The sequence below is a fragment of the Deinococcus radiodurans R1 = ATCC 13939 = DSM 20539 genome (assembly GCF_000008565.1).
Taxonomy (GTDB): domain Bacteria; phylum Deinococcota; class Deinococci; order Deinococcales; family Deinococcaceae; genus Deinococcus; species Deinococcus radiodurans.
This window is the reverse complement of record NC_001263.1, coordinates 652,588-668,656: the sequence shown is the minus strand read 5'-3', so window position 1 is coordinate 668,656 and position 16,069 is coordinate 652,588. Positions and strand designations below refer to the sequence as shown.

At 67.7% G+C, this 16,069-nt stretch carries 17 protein-coding genes and 2 tRNA genes; 12 read left to right on the top strand and 7 right to left on the bottom strand.

Features of this window, described 5'->3' with window-relative positions; all coding sequences use genetic code 11:
• Window positions 1-130: 130 nt before the first annotated feature.
• On the top strand, window positions 131-1,426 hold the full coding sequence (locus DR_RS03415) for a cation:dicarboxylate symporter family transporter (RefSeq protein WP_010887301.1): 1,296 nt from the start codon (window positions 131-133) through the stop codon (window positions 1,424-1,426).
• A gap of 113 nt (window positions 1,427-1,539) precedes the next feature.
• On the opposite strand, the gene DR_RS03410 is transcribed toward DR_RS03415, so the two are convergent.
• Window positions 1,540-2,979 (bottom strand): alkaline phosphatase PhoX, encoded by a 1,440-nt coding sequence (locus DR_RS03410; RefSeq protein WP_051618764.1) that lies wholly within the window; start codon window positions 2,977-2,979, stop codon window positions 1,540-1,542.
• A gap of 62 nt (window positions 2,980-3,041) precedes the next feature.
• Between DR_RS03410 and DR_RS03405 the strand changes: the two genes are divergently transcribed.
• From DR_RS03405 to rocF, 4 genes are all read left to right on the top strand, one after another.
• Window positions 3,042-3,998, top strand: coding sequence for an alpha/beta fold hydrolase (locus DR_RS03405; protein WP_010887299.1), 957 nt, complete (start codon window positions 3,042-3,044; stop codon window positions 3,996-3,998).
• A gap of 85 nt (window positions 3,999-4,083) precedes the next feature.
• On the top strand, window positions 4,084-4,614 hold the full coding sequence (locus DR_RS03400) for a GNAT family N-acetyltransferase (protein ID WP_010887298.1): 531 nt from the start codon (window positions 4,084-4,086) through the stop codon (window positions 4,612-4,614).
• Between the two features lie 36 nt (window positions 4,615-4,650).
• Entirely contained in the window at window positions 4,651-5,991 is a 1,341-nt protein-coding gene (locus tag DR_RS03395) for a cation:proton antiporter (RefSeq protein WP_010887297.1), read from the top strand.
• Window positions 5,992-6,082: 91 nt separating this feature from the next.
• A complete protein-coding gene (rocF, locus tag DR_RS03390; protein ID WP_010887296.1) occupies window positions 6,083-6,988 on the top strand; it encodes an arginase in 906 nt (301 codons plus the stop codon).
• Window positions 6,989-7,016: 28 nt separating this feature from the next.
• On the opposite strand, the gene DR_RS03385 is transcribed toward rocF, so the two are convergent.
• The 4 genes from DR_RS03385 to DR_RS03370 are packed head-to-tail and all read right to left on the bottom strand — an operon-like array spanning window position 7,017 to window position 10,064.
• Window positions 7,017-7,301 (bottom strand): hypothetical protein, encoded by a 285-nt coding sequence (locus DR_RS03385; RefSeq protein WP_010887295.1) that lies wholly within the window; start codon window positions 7,299-7,301, stop codon window positions 7,017-7,019.
• A 41-nt stretch (window positions 7,302-7,342) separates the two neighbouring features.
• Window positions 7,343-8,020: a hypothetical protein gene (locus DR_RS03380; RefSeq protein ID WP_164927948.1), complete on the bottom strand. Its 678-nt coding sequence runs from the start codon at window positions 8,018-8,020 to the stop codon at window positions 7,343-7,345.
• Window positions 8,017-8,778 (bottom strand): hypothetical protein, encoded by a 762-nt coding sequence (locus DR_RS03375; RefSeq protein WP_010887293.1) that lies wholly within the window; start codon window positions 8,776-8,778, stop codon window positions 8,017-8,019. Before DR_RS03375 ends, DR_RS03380 begins: the two co-directional genes overlap by 4 nt.
• On the bottom strand, window positions 8,775-10,064 hold the full coding sequence (locus DR_RS03370; RefSeq protein WP_027479503.1) for an AAA family ATPase: 1,290 nt from the start codon (window positions 10,062-10,064) through the stop codon (window positions 8,775-8,777). The genes DR_RS03375 and DR_RS03370 overlap by 4 nt, the downstream gene beginning before the upstream one ends.
• 60 nt (window positions 10,065-10,124) lie before the next feature.
• Between DR_RS03370 and era the strand changes: the two genes are divergently transcribed.
• On the top strand, window positions 10,125-11,060 hold the full coding sequence (gene era, locus DR_RS03365) for a GTPase Era (RefSeq protein ID WP_010887291.1): 936 nt from the start codon (window positions 10,125-10,127) through the stop codon (window positions 11,058-11,060).
• A 3-nt stretch (window positions 11,061-11,063) separates the two neighbouring features.
• On the opposite strand, the gene mobA is transcribed toward era, so the two are convergent.
• Window positions 11,064-11,645, bottom strand: coding sequence for a molybdenum cofactor guanylyltransferase (gene mobA / locus DR_RS03360; protein ID WP_010887290.1), 582 nt, complete (start codon window positions 11,643-11,645; stop codon window positions 11,064-11,066).
• Window positions 11,646-11,786: 141 nt separating this feature from the next.
• On the opposite strand from mobA, the gene DR_RS03355 reads away from it, so the two are divergent.
• The 4 genes from DR_RS03355 to DR_RS03340 all read left to right on the top strand — a co-directional run bounded on the left by DR_RS03355 (window position 11,787) and on the right by DR_RS03340 (window position 14,349).
• A complete protein-coding gene (locus DR_RS03355; RefSeq protein WP_010887289.1) occupies window positions 11,787-12,407 on the top strand; it encodes a hypothetical protein in 621 nt (206 codons plus the stop codon).
• Window positions 12,408-12,508: 101 nt separating this feature from the next.
• Window positions 12,509-13,060, top strand: coding sequence for an RsmD family RNA methyltransferase (locus DR_RS03350; RefSeq protein WP_027479504.1), 552 nt, complete (start codon window positions 12,509-12,511; stop codon window positions 13,058-13,060).
• Window positions 13,061-13,089: 29 nt separating this feature from the next.
• Entirely contained in the window at window positions 13,090-13,593 is a 504-nt protein-coding gene (coaD, locus tag DR_RS03345) for a pantetheine-phosphate adenylyltransferase (protein ID WP_010887287.1), read from the top strand.
• A gap of 54 nt (window positions 13,594-13,647) precedes the next feature.
• Window positions 13,648-14,349 carry a hypothetical protein gene (locus DR_RS03340; RefSeq protein WP_162177562.1) on the top strand — a complete coding sequence of 234 codons (702 nt, stop codon included), beginning with the start codon at window positions 13,648-13,650 and terminating at the stop codon, window positions 14,347-14,349.
• Between the two features lie 82 nt (window positions 14,350-14,431).
• Here the strand turns inward: DR_RS03340 and metK are convergent, their stop codons facing one another.
• On the bottom strand, window positions 14,432-15,643 hold the full coding sequence (gene metK, locus DR_RS03335; protein WP_027479505.1) for a methionine adenosyltransferase: 1,212 nt from the start codon (window positions 15,641-15,643) through the stop codon (window positions 14,432-14,434).
• Between the two features lie 212 nt (window positions 15,644-15,855).
• On the opposite strand from metK, the gene DR_RS03330 reads away from it, so the two are divergent.
• Both DR_RS03330 and DR_RS03325 read left to right on the top strand, forming a co-directional pair.
• A tRNA-Pro gene (locus tag DR_RS03330) sits at window positions 15,856-15,932 on the top strand.
• Between the two features lie 17 nt (window positions 15,933-15,949).
• Window positions 15,950-16,023: transfer RNA gene (locus DR_RS03325), tRNA-Gly, on the top strand.
• Window positions 16,024-16,069 lie beyond the last annotated feature (46 nt).

The window sequence follows — 16,069 nt, the reverse complement described above, 5'->3', positions numbered from 1 at the left end:
TCTTGGGCTGGCCGCGCGTTGACGGTGGAAAACACGCCGCAACCCTGGGCATCTTGTACAGTTCTTCAGTCTTTTGAGAGCGGGGCTTTCAGAGCGGGCGGCGACCCGCAGCAAGGAAAGGGGAGGAACTATGAAAAGACCCTCGTTGGCGGTTCAGATTCTGATCGGCCTCGTGCTGGGCGTGATCGTCGGGGCCGTGTTTTACGGCAATCCGACGGTGGTGAGCTGGCTGCAACCGCTGGGCGACATCTTTATTCGGCTGATCAAGATGATCGTGGTGCCCATCGTCCTGAGCACCCTGATCGTGGGCGTGGCGGGCGTGGGCGACATGAAAAAGCTCGGCAAGCTCGGCGGCCTGACCCTGATCTATTTCGAGGTGGTTACGACGGGCGCCATTCTGTTCGGCCTGCTGATGGGTAACCTCTTTCAGCCCGGCGCGGGGGTGAACCTGGGCGACCTCACCAAGACCGACATCACCAAGTACACCGAGGGTGCCCAGGCCGCGACCAGCCACAGCTTTGCCGACACGTTCGTCAACATCGTGCCGACGAACGTGGTGGACGCCTTCGCACGCGGCGACATGCTCGCCATCATCTTCTTCGCGGTGTTTTTCGGGCTCGGACTGGGCGCGCTCGGTGAACGCGGCAAGCCGCTGCTGAACATCTTTCAGCTCGTGGCCGACACCATGTTCTGGGTCACCAACCAGATCATGAAACTCGCGCCCATCGGCGTTTTTGCCCTGATTGGCGTCACCGTCAGTAAATTCGGCGTGCAGAGCCTCATTCCGCTCGGCAAGCTGGTGCTGGTGGTGTACGGGGCCATGCTCGCCTTCGTGCTGGTCATTCTGGGCGGGGTCGCGCGGCTCGCGGGCACCAGCATCTTCACGCTCATTCAGGTGCTGCGCGAGGAACTGACGCTGGCCTACTCGACGGCGAGCAGCGAATCGGTGCTGCCGCGCCTCATGCAGAAGATGGAGGCATTCGGCTGTCCGCGCTACATCACCAGTTTCGTCATTCCCACCGGGTACTCGTTCAACCTTGACGGCAGCACGCTCTACCAGACCATCGCCGCCCTGTTCATCGCGCAGCTCTACGGCATCCACATGCCGCTCGAAAAGCAACTGCTGCTGGTCGTCACGCTGATGCTGACCTCCAAGGGCATCGCGGGCGTGCCGGGCGTGAGCTTCGTGGTGCTGCTCGCCACCCTGGGCACGGTGGGAATTCCGGTGGAGGGCCTCGCCTTCATCGCCGGCATCGACCGCATTCTGGACATGGCGCGCACCGCCGTGAACGTGGTCGGCAACAGTCTCGCCGCCGTCGTCATGAGCCGCTTCGAGGGCGAGTTCGACGACGCCAAGTCCCGGCAGTACGTGGCCGACATGAAAGCAGGCACCCTGCCGCCGCTTAGCGAGGCGACGGGGCACTGAGCCGCAAGGAACGACGAAAGCCGGGGGCGAACACCTCCGGCTTTTTTCATTTCGTCCTGACAGCAGAAAGGGCCGCCCTCTGTCCCGTAGGCGGCCCCGGTTCTTCTCGCAGCTCAGTCGAGGCGGCGGATGGCCTGACCGATTTCGCTGTCCACGCCGTGCCCCAGCTTGATCCAGCTTACGTTCCAGCTCTTGCCGGTGACGCTCGCGCTGTCGTCCACCTGCGCCAGCTTGGCGACGTACAGGGTGCCCGCGCTGAGGTCTTCGGCCTTGTCGGCCACGAACTTGTACATGCCGCGCATGTTGCCGTCGTCGCCGAAGTAGACGGTCTTGTTGTCGGGGAGGACGAGCGCCATCTCGTAGCTGTTGCGGCCCATCGCGTAGTGCTTGGCGACGCTCTGGCCGCCCGCCCTGGGGGTGATTTCGGTGATGTAGCCGTAGTCGTAGCGGTTCGCCTTCTTGCCGAGGTGCTTGGTCATGGCAGGTTCGGCCTTGGCCCAGCCCGCATCGTCCTCGGTGGGGTATTCCTCGCTGGTGAGCGCGGTGCCCCAGCGTGTCACGCTGCCGTTGCAGTTGTTCCAGGTGCCGTTGACGCCCGCAAAATCCACCATGCTGGGGTCGCCCTGCGCGGTCCACACGCCGCCCACGCGCTTGAGGTCCAGACGGCTGACCCCGCCGGGGCGGTTTTCCCAGTTGCTGTACAGCACCGCCGCGTCGCTGCCGGTGCTCAGCAGCATGTTGGCGTCGGGGTTGGTGCTGGTGCTGGCGGTGCCGTCGGCGTTGGCAATCACGCCCGCGCCCTTCACGCCGCTCTGGGCGAGGATTTGGTACTGCCCGGCGGCGAACTTGAAGGTCTTGAGGGGGCTGCCGTCGTAGGGCAGCTCGGTGAAGTCGTCGGTGTTGGCGTTGAAGCCGATGAACACGCCCACCGTGCCGAGGTGGTAGGGGGCCGCGTTGTCGGGTTCGGGGTGCTGCACGTTCATGAACAGGTCGCCCTGCTCGCTGATCCGCAGGCCCGTAACCTCGGCGCCGTTGGGCACGACGGCGAAGCGCTTGAGGGCCTTCGTCTTCAGGTCGTAAACCCACAGCGTGTTGCGGGTGTCGTCGCCGTCCTCGCCGATCCACAACCGGCCCTTCTTGTCGAGGAAGAGGTTGTCGGGGCTGTTGAGGCCGCCCACGTCGCAGGTCTTGCCGTCGGCGCTCGGCTTGCCGGCCAGGATGGTGGTCAGCCGGGTGGCGTTCAGCTTCTCGTCGAGTTGCGCGGCCATGATGCCGCCACAGGGGTTTTTGGCGAGCTGGATGTCGCCCTGGCCATCGCTCATGCCACCCGAGAACGCGGTCACGGCGATGTAGAGGGTGCGGCTGCCCGCGTCGTAGGCGAGGCCCTCCATCTTGTTCCATTCCAGGGTGCCGCCCATCGCGCGGGCCACGTGGTTGGTGTCGAGGAAAGGGGCAACGACGTTTTCAGCTTCAGCAGTGGGGGTCTGGGTCGCCGGCTGGTTGCAGGCCGTCAGGGCGAGGGCGGCGGTGAGGGGCAACAGCAATTTCTTCATCTGCCTCATGGTGCCCACAGAAAATCAGCCGGCTGTCAGCCCGCCGCCGGGCCGCCCCTACAATGCGTGCCATGACCGCTTCTTCCGAACCCCTGCCCGCCGGCATCTACGAGGCGCACCTGAACGGGGCCGACCTGTATTTCGAGGTGGTGGGCGACGCTGACCCGGACGTGCCGCCCATCGTTTACCTGCACGGGGGGCCGGGGTACAACGCGTACTCCTTTCGGGAGCTGCTCGGGGACCGGCTGGAAGACCTCGGGCGCCGGGTGGTCTACCTCGACCAGCGCGGGTCGGGGCGCTCGGGAGCGCTGGAAGACACCGAGCAGGCGCAGCAGGCCGGGCACGCCGACACCCTCGACCTCGACACGCTGGTGGCGGATGTGGAGGAGCTGCGCGAGTTTCTGGGCGCCGAGCAGATCGTGCCGCTCGGCCACGGCTTCGGCGCCCTGATGGCGCTGGAGTACGCCCGGCGTTATCCCGCGCGCACCGCCCGCGCCATTGTCGTGAGTCCCTGGGTGCACTACCCGGCACTGGCGCTCACGCTGCTGCGCGAGGCGGCGGCCATCACCGGCAAGACCTTCGAGGACCCGGCTCCCGGCCTGCGCGCCCGCACGCCCGAGGGCCAGCACCCGCCCATCGGCGCGGCGCGGGTGGAGGCGGCGTTCGGGCTGCTCAACGCCCGCGACCTGCTCAACGCGCTGCAATTCGTGGACGCGCCGAGCCGGATGCGTCTGGAATTTCTGGATGTGGAAAGCCAGCTGCTCGGCGGCGGCGAAATGCAGCAGGCGCTCGTCAACCAGGGGATGTGGGAATTCGAGTACCCGGCGTTCATGAGCGAGATCCGCCGCCCGGTGTTCGTCATCGCCGGGGTCCACGACCGCACGAGTTACCCCGAGCAGACCGACTGGGTGGTGGACCTTGCCGGGGGGGACCTGACGGTGCTCGACGCCGGGCACTACCCCTGGCTCGACGACGAGGACGCGTTTATGGAGGCGCTGGAAGAAGCCCTGACGCGCTGAGGGTGGGCGAGTCCAGCAAGCGGCAGCGGCTCACGCCAGCGCCGCACTTTTCCCATTCAGGCCTTTCCCGTTAAGGTACGGGGCGATGCCGACGCTCGAAACTGCCCGCCTGGTTTTGCTGCCGCTCTCCCGCGCCGTGCTGGAGCGCCGCAGCGAGGACGATTCGTTCACCCTCGCGCTGCCCTGGCCGGGCGAGGAAGCGCCGCAGGACGTGCACTTTCCCGCCGAGTGGCCGGGCGACCCGCTGCCGCTTTTCCCGCTGTGGCTCGCCGCGCTCATCGGCGACGAGAAGGAAGGCAGCTTCGTGGCCGTGACCCGTGAGGACCGCACCGCCGTCGGGCTGCTCGGGAGCAAGGGCAGCGTGAGCGTGGGCGGTGAACTCGAAATCGGGTACGGCTTCATCCCCAGCGCCTGGAACCAGGGCTACGCGACCGAGGCCGTGCACGCGCTGACGGTGCATCTGCTCGGGCAACCGCGTGTGCAGACGGTGACGGCGCAAACGGCACTGGGCAACCGCGCCAGCGAGAGGGTGCTGGAAAAAATCGGTTTTGCCCGCACCGACCGCCGCTGGGACGACGAGGAAGGGGCGCTGACCCTCTGGGCGGTGGGCGGCTGAGGCCAGCGGCCCGCCCGAACCGCCTACCTTTGACGTATGGCCTTTCCCACCATTCTGGCGGCGCTGTTTACCCTGACGGCGCTGCTGAGTTACCTCAACGCCCGCTTTCTGCGCCTACCACCCACCATCGGCGTGCTGCTGGGGGGGCTGTTTCTGGCCGCCGGGGTCGCCGTGCTGGGGCGGCTGGGGGTGCAGGGCGCTCAGGACCTGCCGCGCCACATCGCCGCGCTGCCCTTCGACCAGGTGGTGATTGCGGGGCTGCTGAGTTTCCTGCTGTTCGCCAGCGCCATTCAGACCGACGTGCGCGCCCTGCTGCGCGAGCGGGGGGTGGTGCTCGCCCTCGCCGTGGTGACCACGCTGCTGACGATGCTGCTGCTGGGGGCAGGGCTGTACGTGGTGATGCAGCTCTTCGGCTCGCCGCTGACCTGGACGCAGGCGCTGCTGTTCGGGGCCATCGTGGCGCCGACCGACCCGGTGGCGGTCACGCCGCTGCTGGAGCGCGCGCGGGTGCCCGAGCGGCTGCGCGCCCTGATTGCCGGCGAGAGCCTGTTCAACGACGGCGTGGGCGTGGCGGCCTTCACGGTCCTGTCCTCGGCGGCGTTGCAGGGCTCGGCGGTGCGGCTCGGCGAACTCGGCGGCCTGCTGCTGCGCGAAATGCTCGGCGGCATGGCGCTGGGCGCGGCGCTCGGCTGGCTGACCGCCCGGCTGACCACCTCCGCACGCTCGCAGGACACCGCCGTGCTGCTCTCGCTGGCGCTGGTCACGGGCGGGTACGCGCTCGGCGAGGCGCTGCACGTCTCGGCCCCGGTGACTGTGGCGGCGGCGGGCGTCACGCTGATGCTGCTCGGACAACTCGCGCGGCGGCGCCGGGCGGCAAGTGGGTTCCCCACCCTCTCCGCCGAGGCGCGGCGAGCGTCGCTCCAGATTCGCTCCTTCTGGGAAGTCACCGACCAGGTGCTCAACGCGGTGCTGTTCGTGCTGCTCGCGCTGGAAGTGCTGGTGCTGCGTCCCCGGCCCGGCCTGCTGCTCGCGGGCATCGTGGTGGCAATGCTGGCAATCGTGGCGCGCGGTATCGCCGTCGGGGTGCCGCTCACGCTCTACCAGTGGCGAGCGCGCCGTCGCCCCGAGCTTCAGCCCTTCACGCCCTACACCCGGCGCCTGATGACCTGGGCGGGGCTGCGCGGCACGGTGGCGCTCGCCCTCGCCTTCAGCCTGCCGCCCGGCGAGTTGCGCGACACCCTGCTGTTTCTGACCTACGTGGTGGTCATCTTCAGCCTGCTGGTGCAGGGGCTGACCGTGCCGATTCTGGGGCGCAAGGCGGCGGCAGCAGCCAAAGCGGCGGAGGCACAGGGAAGCGTGCCGGGAGCCAGCGTATGAATATTCAGCTCTGTCACCTGCCTGGAACGCCCGCCCCCGCATAACCTTGCAGCCGTAAGGCATAGCCCGGTTTGGCCTTTAGTCTGCCTGTATGAACATCTCGATTCTGGGGATTCCGATGGACCTCGGCGCGGGCCGCCGGGGCGTGGACATGGGGCCGTCCGCGCTGCGTAATGCCCACCTCGCCCACACCCTGCGCGACCTCGGGCATGACGTGACCGACCTCGGCGACATCGAAGTGGCGCTGCCCGAAACCCTCGACAAGCACGAAACGGGCGGGCTGGTCTTTTTCGAGCCCATCCTCGACGCCTGCCGCACCGCCGCCGAGCGGGTCATGGCGCTGCCAGGCGGCACCTTTCCCCTCACGCTGGGCGGCGACCACTCGGTGAGCATGGGCACCGTGACCGGCAACGGCCTGCGCGGGCGCCCGCAGCGCACCGGGGTGATTTGGGTGGACGCCCACACCGACTACAACACCCCCGAAAGCAGCCCGAGCGGCAACATTCACGGGATGCCGGTGGCGCACCTCACCGGACGCGGCGACGAGCGGCTGACCCGGCTGGGCGGGCTGGTGACAGGCGAGTGGGGGATTCGCCCGGAAGACGTGGTGATGATCGGCATCCGCAGCGTGGACGCCCGCGAGCGCGAGCTGCTGCGCGAGGCGGGCATCAAGGCCTACACCATGAAGGACGTGGACCAGCTCGGCATCACCCGGATTCACGAGGAAACGCAGGAGCGGCTGAACGACGTGGAGCGCCTGCACGTCTCCTTCGACGCCGACGCGCTCGACCCCGGCGTGTGCCCCGGCGTAGGCACCCCGGTGCCCGGCGGCCTGAGCTACCGCGAGGGGCACCTCTTGATGGAGCTGCTCTCCGAATCGGGCCGCGTGACCAGCATGGACATCGTGGAGGTCAATCCGATTCTGGACACCCGCAACCAGACCGCCGAAGTGATGGTGGGCATGGCGGCGAGCCTGCTGGGGCAGCGGATTTTGTAAGGGGCAGCGCTCATCCTCCCGGCTTCCCTCACAGCGGCAGGCTGTCCGGCGCCTCCGGCAAATACGGCGCCGCCGCCTCGAAGCCTTCCAGCGCGCCGGGAATCAGCCGCCAGTCGTCGCCCTCACGGGCCGCGAGGTCACCTTGCACCATGCGGTTGAGTTCGGCTTCGACGCGTTGCTGCACGCGGCGCAGGGGCATGGCGTCTACACCCTCCACGCCGCGCCAGTGCAGGAACGCGCGGTGAAAGTCGGGCAGGGCGTCGAGGCCCACGCGGGTTTCGAGGGCACGCCAGGAAAGAGCAGATTCAGGCATACCCCAGTTATGACAGACCCCGGGTCCGGGCGGGCAGCGGGTTAGGACAGTCCCAGCGCCCGGAAAACCTCCGGGCTGAACGCGAGCATCATGGTCGCGACGAGCGCGGCCACGAGGCCGTCGGTCAGCGAGAAGCGCGGCGGCACGTCGTTGCCGTATCGGGCGCGGTGAACCGAGAGCGCCAGTACCATGACCATCATGACCGTCAGCAGCAGCATCAGCGCCGCGCTGTCCAGGCCGTCGCTGCGTTCCTTGGGGTCGCTGATAAAGACCCACAGCAGCCCCGCGTCTCCCATAAGCAGCAGCAGGCTCGGCACCGCCAGAAATAGCGGCCACGCGAGGCTCCGCAGGGTCCAGCGCCGCGCCGGGGGCAAAGGCGCGCGCCGCAGGTCGTCGGGCGACCGCCCGAAAAAGCCGCCGCGTCCGGTCAGGGCCGCCGGCACCGTCAGGGCGAGCACCGCCGCGCCGCTGAGCAGCGCCACCGGGCCGTAGGCCGCCGCCTTATTCACGAACAGAGCCGGCGCCACGGCATTGGCCACCAGCAGCACCCCGAAAGCGAGCAGCGGCCCGGCCAGCACCAGGTGGGCCTGGCGCGTGCGCCGGCGCTCGGCGGGCGAAAAGACCGCCGCGTAGATTTCCGGATACTGCCGCACACGCCGCAGGTGCCACAGGAAATACAGCGGCAGCGACAGCAAAAACAGGCCGATGAGCCGGGTCACCACCAGCAATGGAAAAATCCACCACCAGCGCCCCCAATACTGCCGCATCCAGCCCGCGAAGGAAAAGTGGGTACGCATTGACTGCGGGCAAAAACGTCGTCGGGTCGGGAGCGCAGGCGTTCGTAGAGCTGCGGCACCGTTTCGCCGCTGTGCCGGGCCTGCAAGCCGAGCAGCCGGACATTGTGGGCAAAAGAGTCGTCCGGCTCGCGTTCCAGTGCGCGGGCAATGTTGGCCTCGTGCTGGGGCCAGTGCCCCGCGACGATGTCAATCAGGGCCTGCAGCGCCGGTCCGTCCGCCTGACCGGGCCACAGCGCCTCGACCCGGCTGGCAGCGGCGCGCGCCTCGGTCAGCAGTCGGCGGCGGTGCCAGAGCGGCGCCTGTTCGGCCTCCAGCGCCGTCGCCAGGCCCACCTCGAAGTGGGCCAGCGCCTCGTCGGGGTCGAGGTGGAGCGCCGCCTGCGCCGCTTGTTTGCCACCGGCTGGGTCGTCTGCCAGCCGCCGGGCCTGAGCCAGCAGCGCCAGTGGCAGCGCCCACCCCGGCGCCTGCGCCGCCGCCTGCGTGGCGAAGTCGGCGGCCTGAGCGTAATCTTCCAGCGCGAGCGACAGCGTGGTCGCCAGGACGAGCAGGGTCACGTCGTGCGGGTCGCTGGCGAGCCCCTGGCGCACCAGCCCGAGCGCCTCGGCGGGGCGGCCCAGGTCACGCAGGGCCTCGGCGCGGGCAAAAACCTGCGCGGCGGCGCCCGGCACTTCCCCCGTCACAGCAACCTCTTTTCCTTGAGCAGCGCGGCGAGTTCGTCGTAACTGCCGCCCTCGTTGGCGTACACCACGTGGTTTCTCGCCTGCATCAGCCACTCGCGGGTGGAGGGGGCCGCCGTTTTCAGGGCGTCTTTGAAGTCCTGCATCCGCACCGGCTGCATCCCGCCGCGCTTGAGGGCCACCGCCAGCGCGCGCTCGGAGGCCTCCTCGCACAGTTGCCGGATGTCGGCGCCGCTGAAGTTGTCGGTCTGCCGCGCGAGCCACGCGGGGTCGAGCCGTTCGGCAGGGCGCCCACGCATGAACTCGGTGAACATCGCCTCGCGGGCGGCGAGGTCGGGTGGCGGCACCAGCAGCGTGGCCCCCAGCCGTCCGGGGCGCTTGAGCGCGGTGTCCACGTCCCAGGGGGCGTTGGTCGCCGCCAGCACGAACACGCCTTCGCGCCCGCCCAGACCGTCGAGTTCGCGCAGCAAGGTCTGCGTGACCGAGTGTGAGGAATGCCGGGTGAGCTGCCGCCCGCGCCCCAGCGCGTCCACCTCGTCGAAAAACACCACGCAGGGAGCGTGTGCCCGCGCCGAGGCGAACAGGTCGCGCACGTTGCGCTCGGCGTTGCCCAGCCACATGTCGAGCACGTCGGCCACCGTGACTTCCAGAAAGCTGGCCCCGAGTTCGCCTGCCACCGCCCGCGCCAGAAAGGTTTTGCCGCACCCCGGCGGGCCGTAGAGCAGCATGCCGCCGCCCGACTTCTTGCCGTACAGCTGGGCGAGTTCGGGGTGACGCAGCGGGCCGAGCAGCGAGCGTTCCAGCCGCTCTTTGAGGTCGGTCATGCCCACCACGTCTTTCAGCGACACGTCGCCCGCGAGGGGCTGCCAGCGCGAGGAAAAGTCGGTGCCGGTGGGATACGGCTGCTGTTGGGCGGGCGCCTCGTCCGGGTCCACCCAGTATTCGGGAGCGTCGTTGCGTGGTGGGGGGCCGTTTTCGCTGACGGTGGGCACGGGCTGCCGCGCCGGTGCGGGCGCCGACTGGCCCTGTTCGAGCTGGTAGAGCGCGTTGAGCATCGTCTGGTACGAGGCCGCCGCCTGCGAGTCGCCCGCGAGGTCCGCCGCCCGCACCGCGAGGCCCAGGGCAACTTGCCGGGTGGGGTCCGCCGCCAGCCAGACCCGCACGAGCGCCAGCGCCTGCTCGCCCTGACCGGCGTCGAGCAGCAGACGCACCAGATGTTCGCGCACCCCGGTGTCAGCGGGGTCGGCTTCCAGCGCCGCCGTAAGCGCCCGGAGAACGGAGTCCGACATGAACGGAGTGTAGAGGGTCGGGGCGCGCCGGGCGCACAGGCCGTGAGACAATACGGAACGATGACCGATTTTTCCGCGTCTCCTGACCTGCAAGACCCGACGACCCACGCCGGATTCGTCGCCATCGTCGGCAAGCCCAACGTGGGCAAATCCACGCTGCTCAATGCCTTCCTGGGCACCAAGGTGGCCCCAACCAGCCCCCGGCCCCAGACCACCCGCCGGGGCGTGCGCGGGATCTACACGCTCGACAACCGCCAACTGATTTTCGTGGACACGCCGGGGCTGCACAAACCCAAGGACGCGCTCGGCAAGTACATGAACAGCGAAGTCCACTCGGCGCTCTCGGACGTGGACGCCGTGGTGTGGGTCGTGGACCTGCGCCACCCGCCCACCGACGAGGACCGGCTGGTCGCCAACTCGGTGCGTGACCTGCCCAAGCCGCTGTTTCTGGTCGGCAACAAGACCGACGCCGCCAAGTACCCCGAGGAGGCGATGAAGCTCTACGGCGCGCTGCTCGAAGGCCGGGGCAGTGACCTGCCCGTCAGCGAGACGATGCTCTCGGCGCAAAACAGCGTGAACGCGGTCGCCACCCTGCGCGAGCAACTGCTCGAAGTGCTGCCCGAAAACCCCTTCTTCTTCCCGCAGGGCGCCGCCAGCGACCAGAGCCGCGAGATGTGGGCCGCCGAAATCATCCGCGAGGAAGCGATGAAAAAGCTGCGCGACGAGCTCCCCTACGCCGTCGCCACCCGCGTGAACCGCTGGACCGAGCGCGAAGACGGCCTGCAACGCATCGAAGGCGAAATCATCGTCGAGAAAAACGCCCACAAGGGCATGGTCATCGGCGCGGGCGGCAAGCAACTCCGCGAAATCGGGCAGGCGGCCCGCAAGCAGCTCGAAGTCTTCCTGAACCACAAGGTCTATCTCGGCCTCGAAGTCATCGTGATTCCCGGCTGGCGCGAAGACGAAGAAGCCCTGCGCGAACTCGGCTACGAGTAAAACTTAGACTTCCAAGCTCTCCTCTCCCCTACCGCTCAGCTCCGCGAGGTCGGCTGGGCGGTTCACATTCTGGAAAAAGTGCGCACCTAAGCCGGTGACGAGGACGGTCTGTTCGGCGGGAGCGGTAAGGCGTAGGCGGCGTTCGCCCGCAGCGAGCAGCCCGGTGACGCGGGGAAGCAGAGCCGTGTGGTACAGCGCCCCGAGCGGCTGGGGGCCGCGCTCCGGGTGGAGGGCCTGCACGCTCGACATGCCGGGGCGGCAGGCGGCGAGCAAGGTGAGCCAGTAGTCGGAAGTCAGCGCTGGGTTATCCACGCCGGTGAACGCCACCCAGCCCGGCGCCGCGTGCGTCAGGGCCACTTCCAGGCCGGCCAGTGGACCTTCGCCGGGGCGAGTATCGGGCCACGTCTCCCAGCCGGGCAGCGCGTATTTGCCCGGGGGGGCGATGAGGAGCCGCCGCTCGCACGCAGCCAGGCCCGCCGCCACCTGGTCCAGCAGCGGGCGCCCCTGCCACAGCGCCAGCGCCTTGTCGCTTCCGAAGCGGCTCGACGCCCCCCCGGCGGTGATGGCAGCGGTGAGAGGCAGCACGTCGCCATTGTGCGGGCCGCAGGGCCAGCGTGCCAGCCTCCGCCCTTCCCTTTTATCCCCTTCTCATACTGTGTTGCAGGTCACGCTTGATCGTGGGGCCAGCGGAGACCATCACTTGTTCAACTCCAAGGAGGAAAGCTCATGAAGAAACTGGCTCTGATCGCTCTGCCACTGGTCCTCGCGTCTTGCACCATGGCCGGCCCCACCGAAGGCACCTATACCCTCGCCCCCCAGGCCGTCGTGAAACCGGCAGGCCCCGTGTACGCTCCGGCGGGCACCGCCAAGATCAGTGAGACGCTCGGCGTGACCCGCACGACCATCACCCTGACCGGGATGGCCCCCTACGCGATCTACGTGGCGCACTACCACAAGATGGGCACCGCCGCCCCCATGGGCAGCGCGCCCGCCACCAACACCAACATGGCGATGTCCTCGACCGACGCGACGGCGACCACCACCGCTTCGACTAGCACGACGAGCACCGACACCACGGTCGCGGCGAGCACCGACATGACCACCACCGTCACCATGGCCCCGGTCACGGCGGCACCCAACCCCTGTAACAGTGACGGCCCCGCCATCATGGAAAGCCGCATGATCGCCCAGGCGAGCGCCGACGGCAAGGTCACGCTGACGGGCATCGTGCCCACCGCGCTGATCCGCGACGCGGCGTACATCAACGTGCACCACGGGCGCGACTTCAGCGGCGCGCTGGCCGACAGCGGCGTGATCTGCACCCCGATCACGATGACGATGCGCTGAGCATTCCTCTATCCAGAACCGCCTCCACACCGGGGGCGGTTTTTCTTTGCCTGTGCCCAGGGAGGGCGCAGCGGCTATCCTCGCAGGATGAGGTGTTCCCCTTGAGCATTCGGATTCTCGGCGGCGTCGCCAAAGGCCGCGAACTGCGGGTGCCCGAGTCGGCGCGCCCCAGCGGCGCCCGCATTCGCAAAAGCCTGTTCGACCTGCTCGCCGCCCGCGCACCTGCCGGGCGCTTTCCCCACTTCGTGGACCTGCACGGCGGCAGCGGCGCCATCGGCCTCGAAGCGGCGAGCCGGGGCTACCGCGTCACCCTGATCGAAAAAGACAGCCGGGCGGTGGGCGCCCTGGAACGCAACGCCCGCGGCCTGGGGCTGAACGCGCGGGTCTTCAAGGGCGACGCGCTCGGGCAACTGCCGCGCGCCGGACAGGCCGACATCATCTTCAGCGACCCGCCGTATCAGGCCGATATTCCCGCCGTGGCGCGGGCGGTGCTCAGCAGCGGCGCGGTGCGGCCCGGCGGCGTGGTCATCTGCCAGCACCCCACCCAGGTGACGCTGCCCGAGCATCCCGGCTACCTGCGCGACGTGCGGCGTCAGGGCAGCAACGTGCTGACATTTTACTGGCGCGACGCGGCGTCCGGCGACGAGCCCTAACAGGCCACGCCGGGATAAGGTGAGGAGAAATGAACGCCGTTTTCCCCGGTTCCTTTGACCCTGTGACCTCCGGGCACATGGACGTGCTGACGCGTGCGAGCCACATGTTCGAGCAGGTCACCGTCACCGTCATGCACAACGCCCGCAAGCAGGGCCGCCACCTCTTTACCCTGGACGAGCGGCTCGAAATTTTGCGTGAGGCCACCGCTGGCCTGCCCAATGTCCGGGTGGACAGCTTCAGCGGCCTGCTGGTGGACTACGTAGCGCAGCAGGGCCGCAGCGTGATCGTGCGCGGCCTGCGGGCGGTCAGCGACTACGAGTACGAACTCCAGATTGCGCACCTCAACCGCCAGATCGGCGAAGTGGAAACCGTGTTCATCATGGCGGCGACCCACTGGAGCTTTGTCAGCAGCTCCATGGTCAAAGAAATCGCCAGCTACGGGGGCAAGATTCACGAGATGGTGCCCCCTGCCAGCGAAGCTGCGTTGCGGCGCAAATTCGCCGAGGTCTACGACAAACGCGACGATGCGTAAACTGACGGGATGAACAGAAGGGCAGGCGGGCGGCTGGCCCTCACACTATGTGGCTTGCTGTCGCTGAGCGGGTGCGGGATGGAGGCGACGAGTAGGCCTCAGCTCGTCGTTCAGCGGCCTTCGCTGGCGCAGGAACTCGCCTGCAAGAATCGGATGGAACAGGTCATGCATGTGGTTCAGGGCAGCGACCTGCCGATGGCTTTCCGCAGCAGTGGATACAGCAAGGCCGATTGCAGCGATCTTTTCGTCACGGTGGCCGGGTTCGTGACTCCGGCAGAGGTGGCAGCCAAGCTGAGCAAGGCGGACCTTCAAGCGACGGTCAAAATCATTCCCCCACCTCAGCTTCAACTCGCCGCGCCGTCCGCGCCAGGGCCGTTGCAACTGCGCTTGCCGGCGCGTCTGACCGCGCGGCATGGCGCACAACTGGTAGTGCCCCTCGCATTTTTCAATACCGGTGCGGCAAGCGATCTTACAGGCGGAGAAAGCAACTACGATTATGAGTTGCTGAATACTACCGGCCAGACAGTAAGTTACCGAGGCATCAACATATTTACCCCGAGCGCCTACACCGTCAAATGCCCAGCCAAGAGTGAGTGCCCTTTTTTTCCCTTCCGTGTCCCGCTGAACCGCATGAACGAGCGGCTGCCCCTTCCCGCCGGGGAGTACACCCTGCGCGTTCGCCTCAAGGACCTGGACTTTGAAAGGCAGAAATTGGATTTCGGGGTGTTCGACATCCCCGTGACTATCACGCCCTGAAGACAGAACGAGGCTGGAACGAGAAAGGGGCCGGAAGGTTTACCCCCTCCGGCCCTTTTTTCTCAGCTCATTCTCTGGCGGCTCAGCCCTGCGCCGCTTCCTTCAGCGCCTGCGCCCGGTCGGTCTGCTCCCAGGGAAACTCGGGGCGCCCGAAGTGGCCGTAGGCGGCGGTCTGCGCGTAGATGGGGCGTTGCAGGTCGAGCTGCGCGATGATCGCCTGCGGGCGGGCGTCGAAGTGCGCGGCGATGAGCTCGTCGAGCTTCTCATCGCTCACCGTGCCGGTGCCGTAGGTGTCCACCCGCAGCGAAACGGGGTGGGCGCGGCCAATCGCGTAGGCGATTTCGACGAGTGCCCGCCGCGCCAGCCCCGCCGCGACGATGTTTTTGGCGACGTACCGGGCGTAGTAGGCCGCCGAGCGGTCTACCTTCGTCGGGTCTTTGCCGGAAAAGGCCCCGCCGCCGTGCGGCACCGCGCCGCCGTAGGTATCCACGATGATTTTGCGCCCGGTCAGGCCGGTGTCGCCGTGCGGCCCCCCGATGACGAAGCGCCCGCTGGGGTTGATGAAGTAGCGGGTCTGCTCGTTGAGCAGCTCGGCGGGAATGACTGCCGGAATCACATGCTCCAGCATGTCGGCACGAATCTGCTCCTGGGTCACGTCGTCGGAGTGCTGGGTCGAAATGACGATGGTGTCCACCGCCGTCTCAGTGGCGCTGTGTGGCTCGCCGTTGCGGACCACCGTCACCTGCGCTTTGGCGTCGGGGCGCAGGTAGGGCAGGGTGCCGTCCTTACGCAGTTCGGCGAGCCTGCGGGTCAGGCCGTGCGCGAGGCTGATCGGCAGCGGCATCAGCTCGGGCGTCTCGTCGGTGGCGTAGCCGAACATCAGGCCCTGGTCGCCCGCGCCCACCATGCTGTAGGCGTTTTCGGGCTTCTGGCGCTCGGCTTCGCTCATCTCGCGCCATTCCTCGGAGTGGTCCACCCCGCTGGCAATCTCGGGCGACTGCTCGTGAATAGCAACGAGCACCGCGCTGTACTCGGCGTCGAAGCCGTAGTTGGCGCGGGTATAGCCGACACGCTGCACCGCCTCGCGCACGGTTTTCTGGATGTCCACGTGCGCGGTGTGGGCGCGGACTTCGCCGGCCACCACGGCCATGCCGGTCGTGACGAGGGTTTCGACTGCCACGCGGCTGGTCGGCTCCTGACGCAGAAACTCGTCGAGGATGCTGTCGGAAATGAAGTCCGAGAGCTTGTCGGGGTGCCCTTCGGACACCGATTCCGAGGTGTAGAACTTACGCACAGCAAACTTGCTCATAGATTCTCCTTGGGCGCGGGGCAGCGTCTCGCAGAACGGCCTGGAGAGGGATGTCGCCCGTCGGTTCCCCGTCGCCGCGTGCCACAGCGGGCAGCACGGACAGTATGGCGCAGCCGGGGAAGCAAAAAAAGGGACGCTTTGCCGGGCCCCCTTGCCGGGGTCTGTCTCCTTCCGGTATACTTTTTTGTGCACGCGTCCGGGAAGTAGCGCAGGCCGGTAGCGCACCTGGTTTGGGACCAGGGGGTCGCAGGTTCGAATCCTGTCTTCCCGACCAGATTTTGCGTGCAACATGCGGGATTGGTGTAGTGGTAGCACAGCAGCCTTCCAAGCTTCTGGCCTCGGTTCGAATCCGTGATCCCGCTCCAAGTTGAGCTCCTCCTCTGCGGGGGAGTTTTTTTATTTTTCTCGCAC

Excerpts from the sequence above, each read along its gene's own strand:
- DR_RS03405 (WP_010887299.1), top strand. The coding sequence starts at position 3,042 with ATGCGTGCCATGACCGCTTCTTCCGAACCCCTGCCCGCCGGCATCTAC.
- DR_RS03395 (WP_010887297.1), top strand. The coding sequence starts at position 4,651 with ATGGCCTTTCCCACCATTCTGGCGGCGCTGTTTACCCTGACGGCGCTG.
- coaD (WP_010887287.1), top strand. The coding sequence starts at position 13,090 with ATGAACGCCGTTTTCCCCGGTTCCTTTGACCCTGTGACCTCCGGGCAC.
- era (WP_010887291.1), top strand. The coding sequence starts at position 10,125 with ATGACCGATTTTTCCGCGTCTCCTGACCTGCAAGACCCGACGACCCAC.
- DR_RS03400 (WP_010887298.1), top strand. The coding sequence starts at position 4,084 with ATGCCGACGCTCGAAACTGCCCGCCTGGTTTTGCTGCCGCTCTCCCGC.
- DR_RS03385 (WP_010887295.1), bottom strand. The coding sequence starts at position 7,301 with ATGCCTGAATCTGCTCTTTCCTGGCGTGCCCTCGAAACCCGCGTGGGC.
- DR_RS03415 (WP_010887301.1), top strand. The coding sequence starts at position 131 with ATGAAAAGACCCTCGTTGGCGGTTCAGATTCTGATCGGCCTCGTGCTG.
- DR_RS03410 (WP_051618764.1), bottom strand. The coding sequence starts at position 2,979 with ATGAAGAAATTGCTGTTGCCCCTCACCGCCGCCCTCGCCCTGACGGCC.
- DR_RS03370 (WP_027479503.1), bottom strand. The coding sequence starts at position 10,064 with ATGTCGGACTCCGTTCTCCGGGCGCTTACGGCGGCGCTGGAAGCCGAC.
- DR_RS03355 (WP_010887289.1), top strand. The coding sequence starts at position 11,787 with ATGAAGAAACTGGCTCTGATCGCTCTGCCACTGGTCCTCGCGTCTTGC.
- rocF (WP_010887296.1), top strand. The coding sequence starts at position 6,083 with ATGAACATCTCGATTCTGGGGATTCCGATGGACCTCGGCGCGGGCCGC.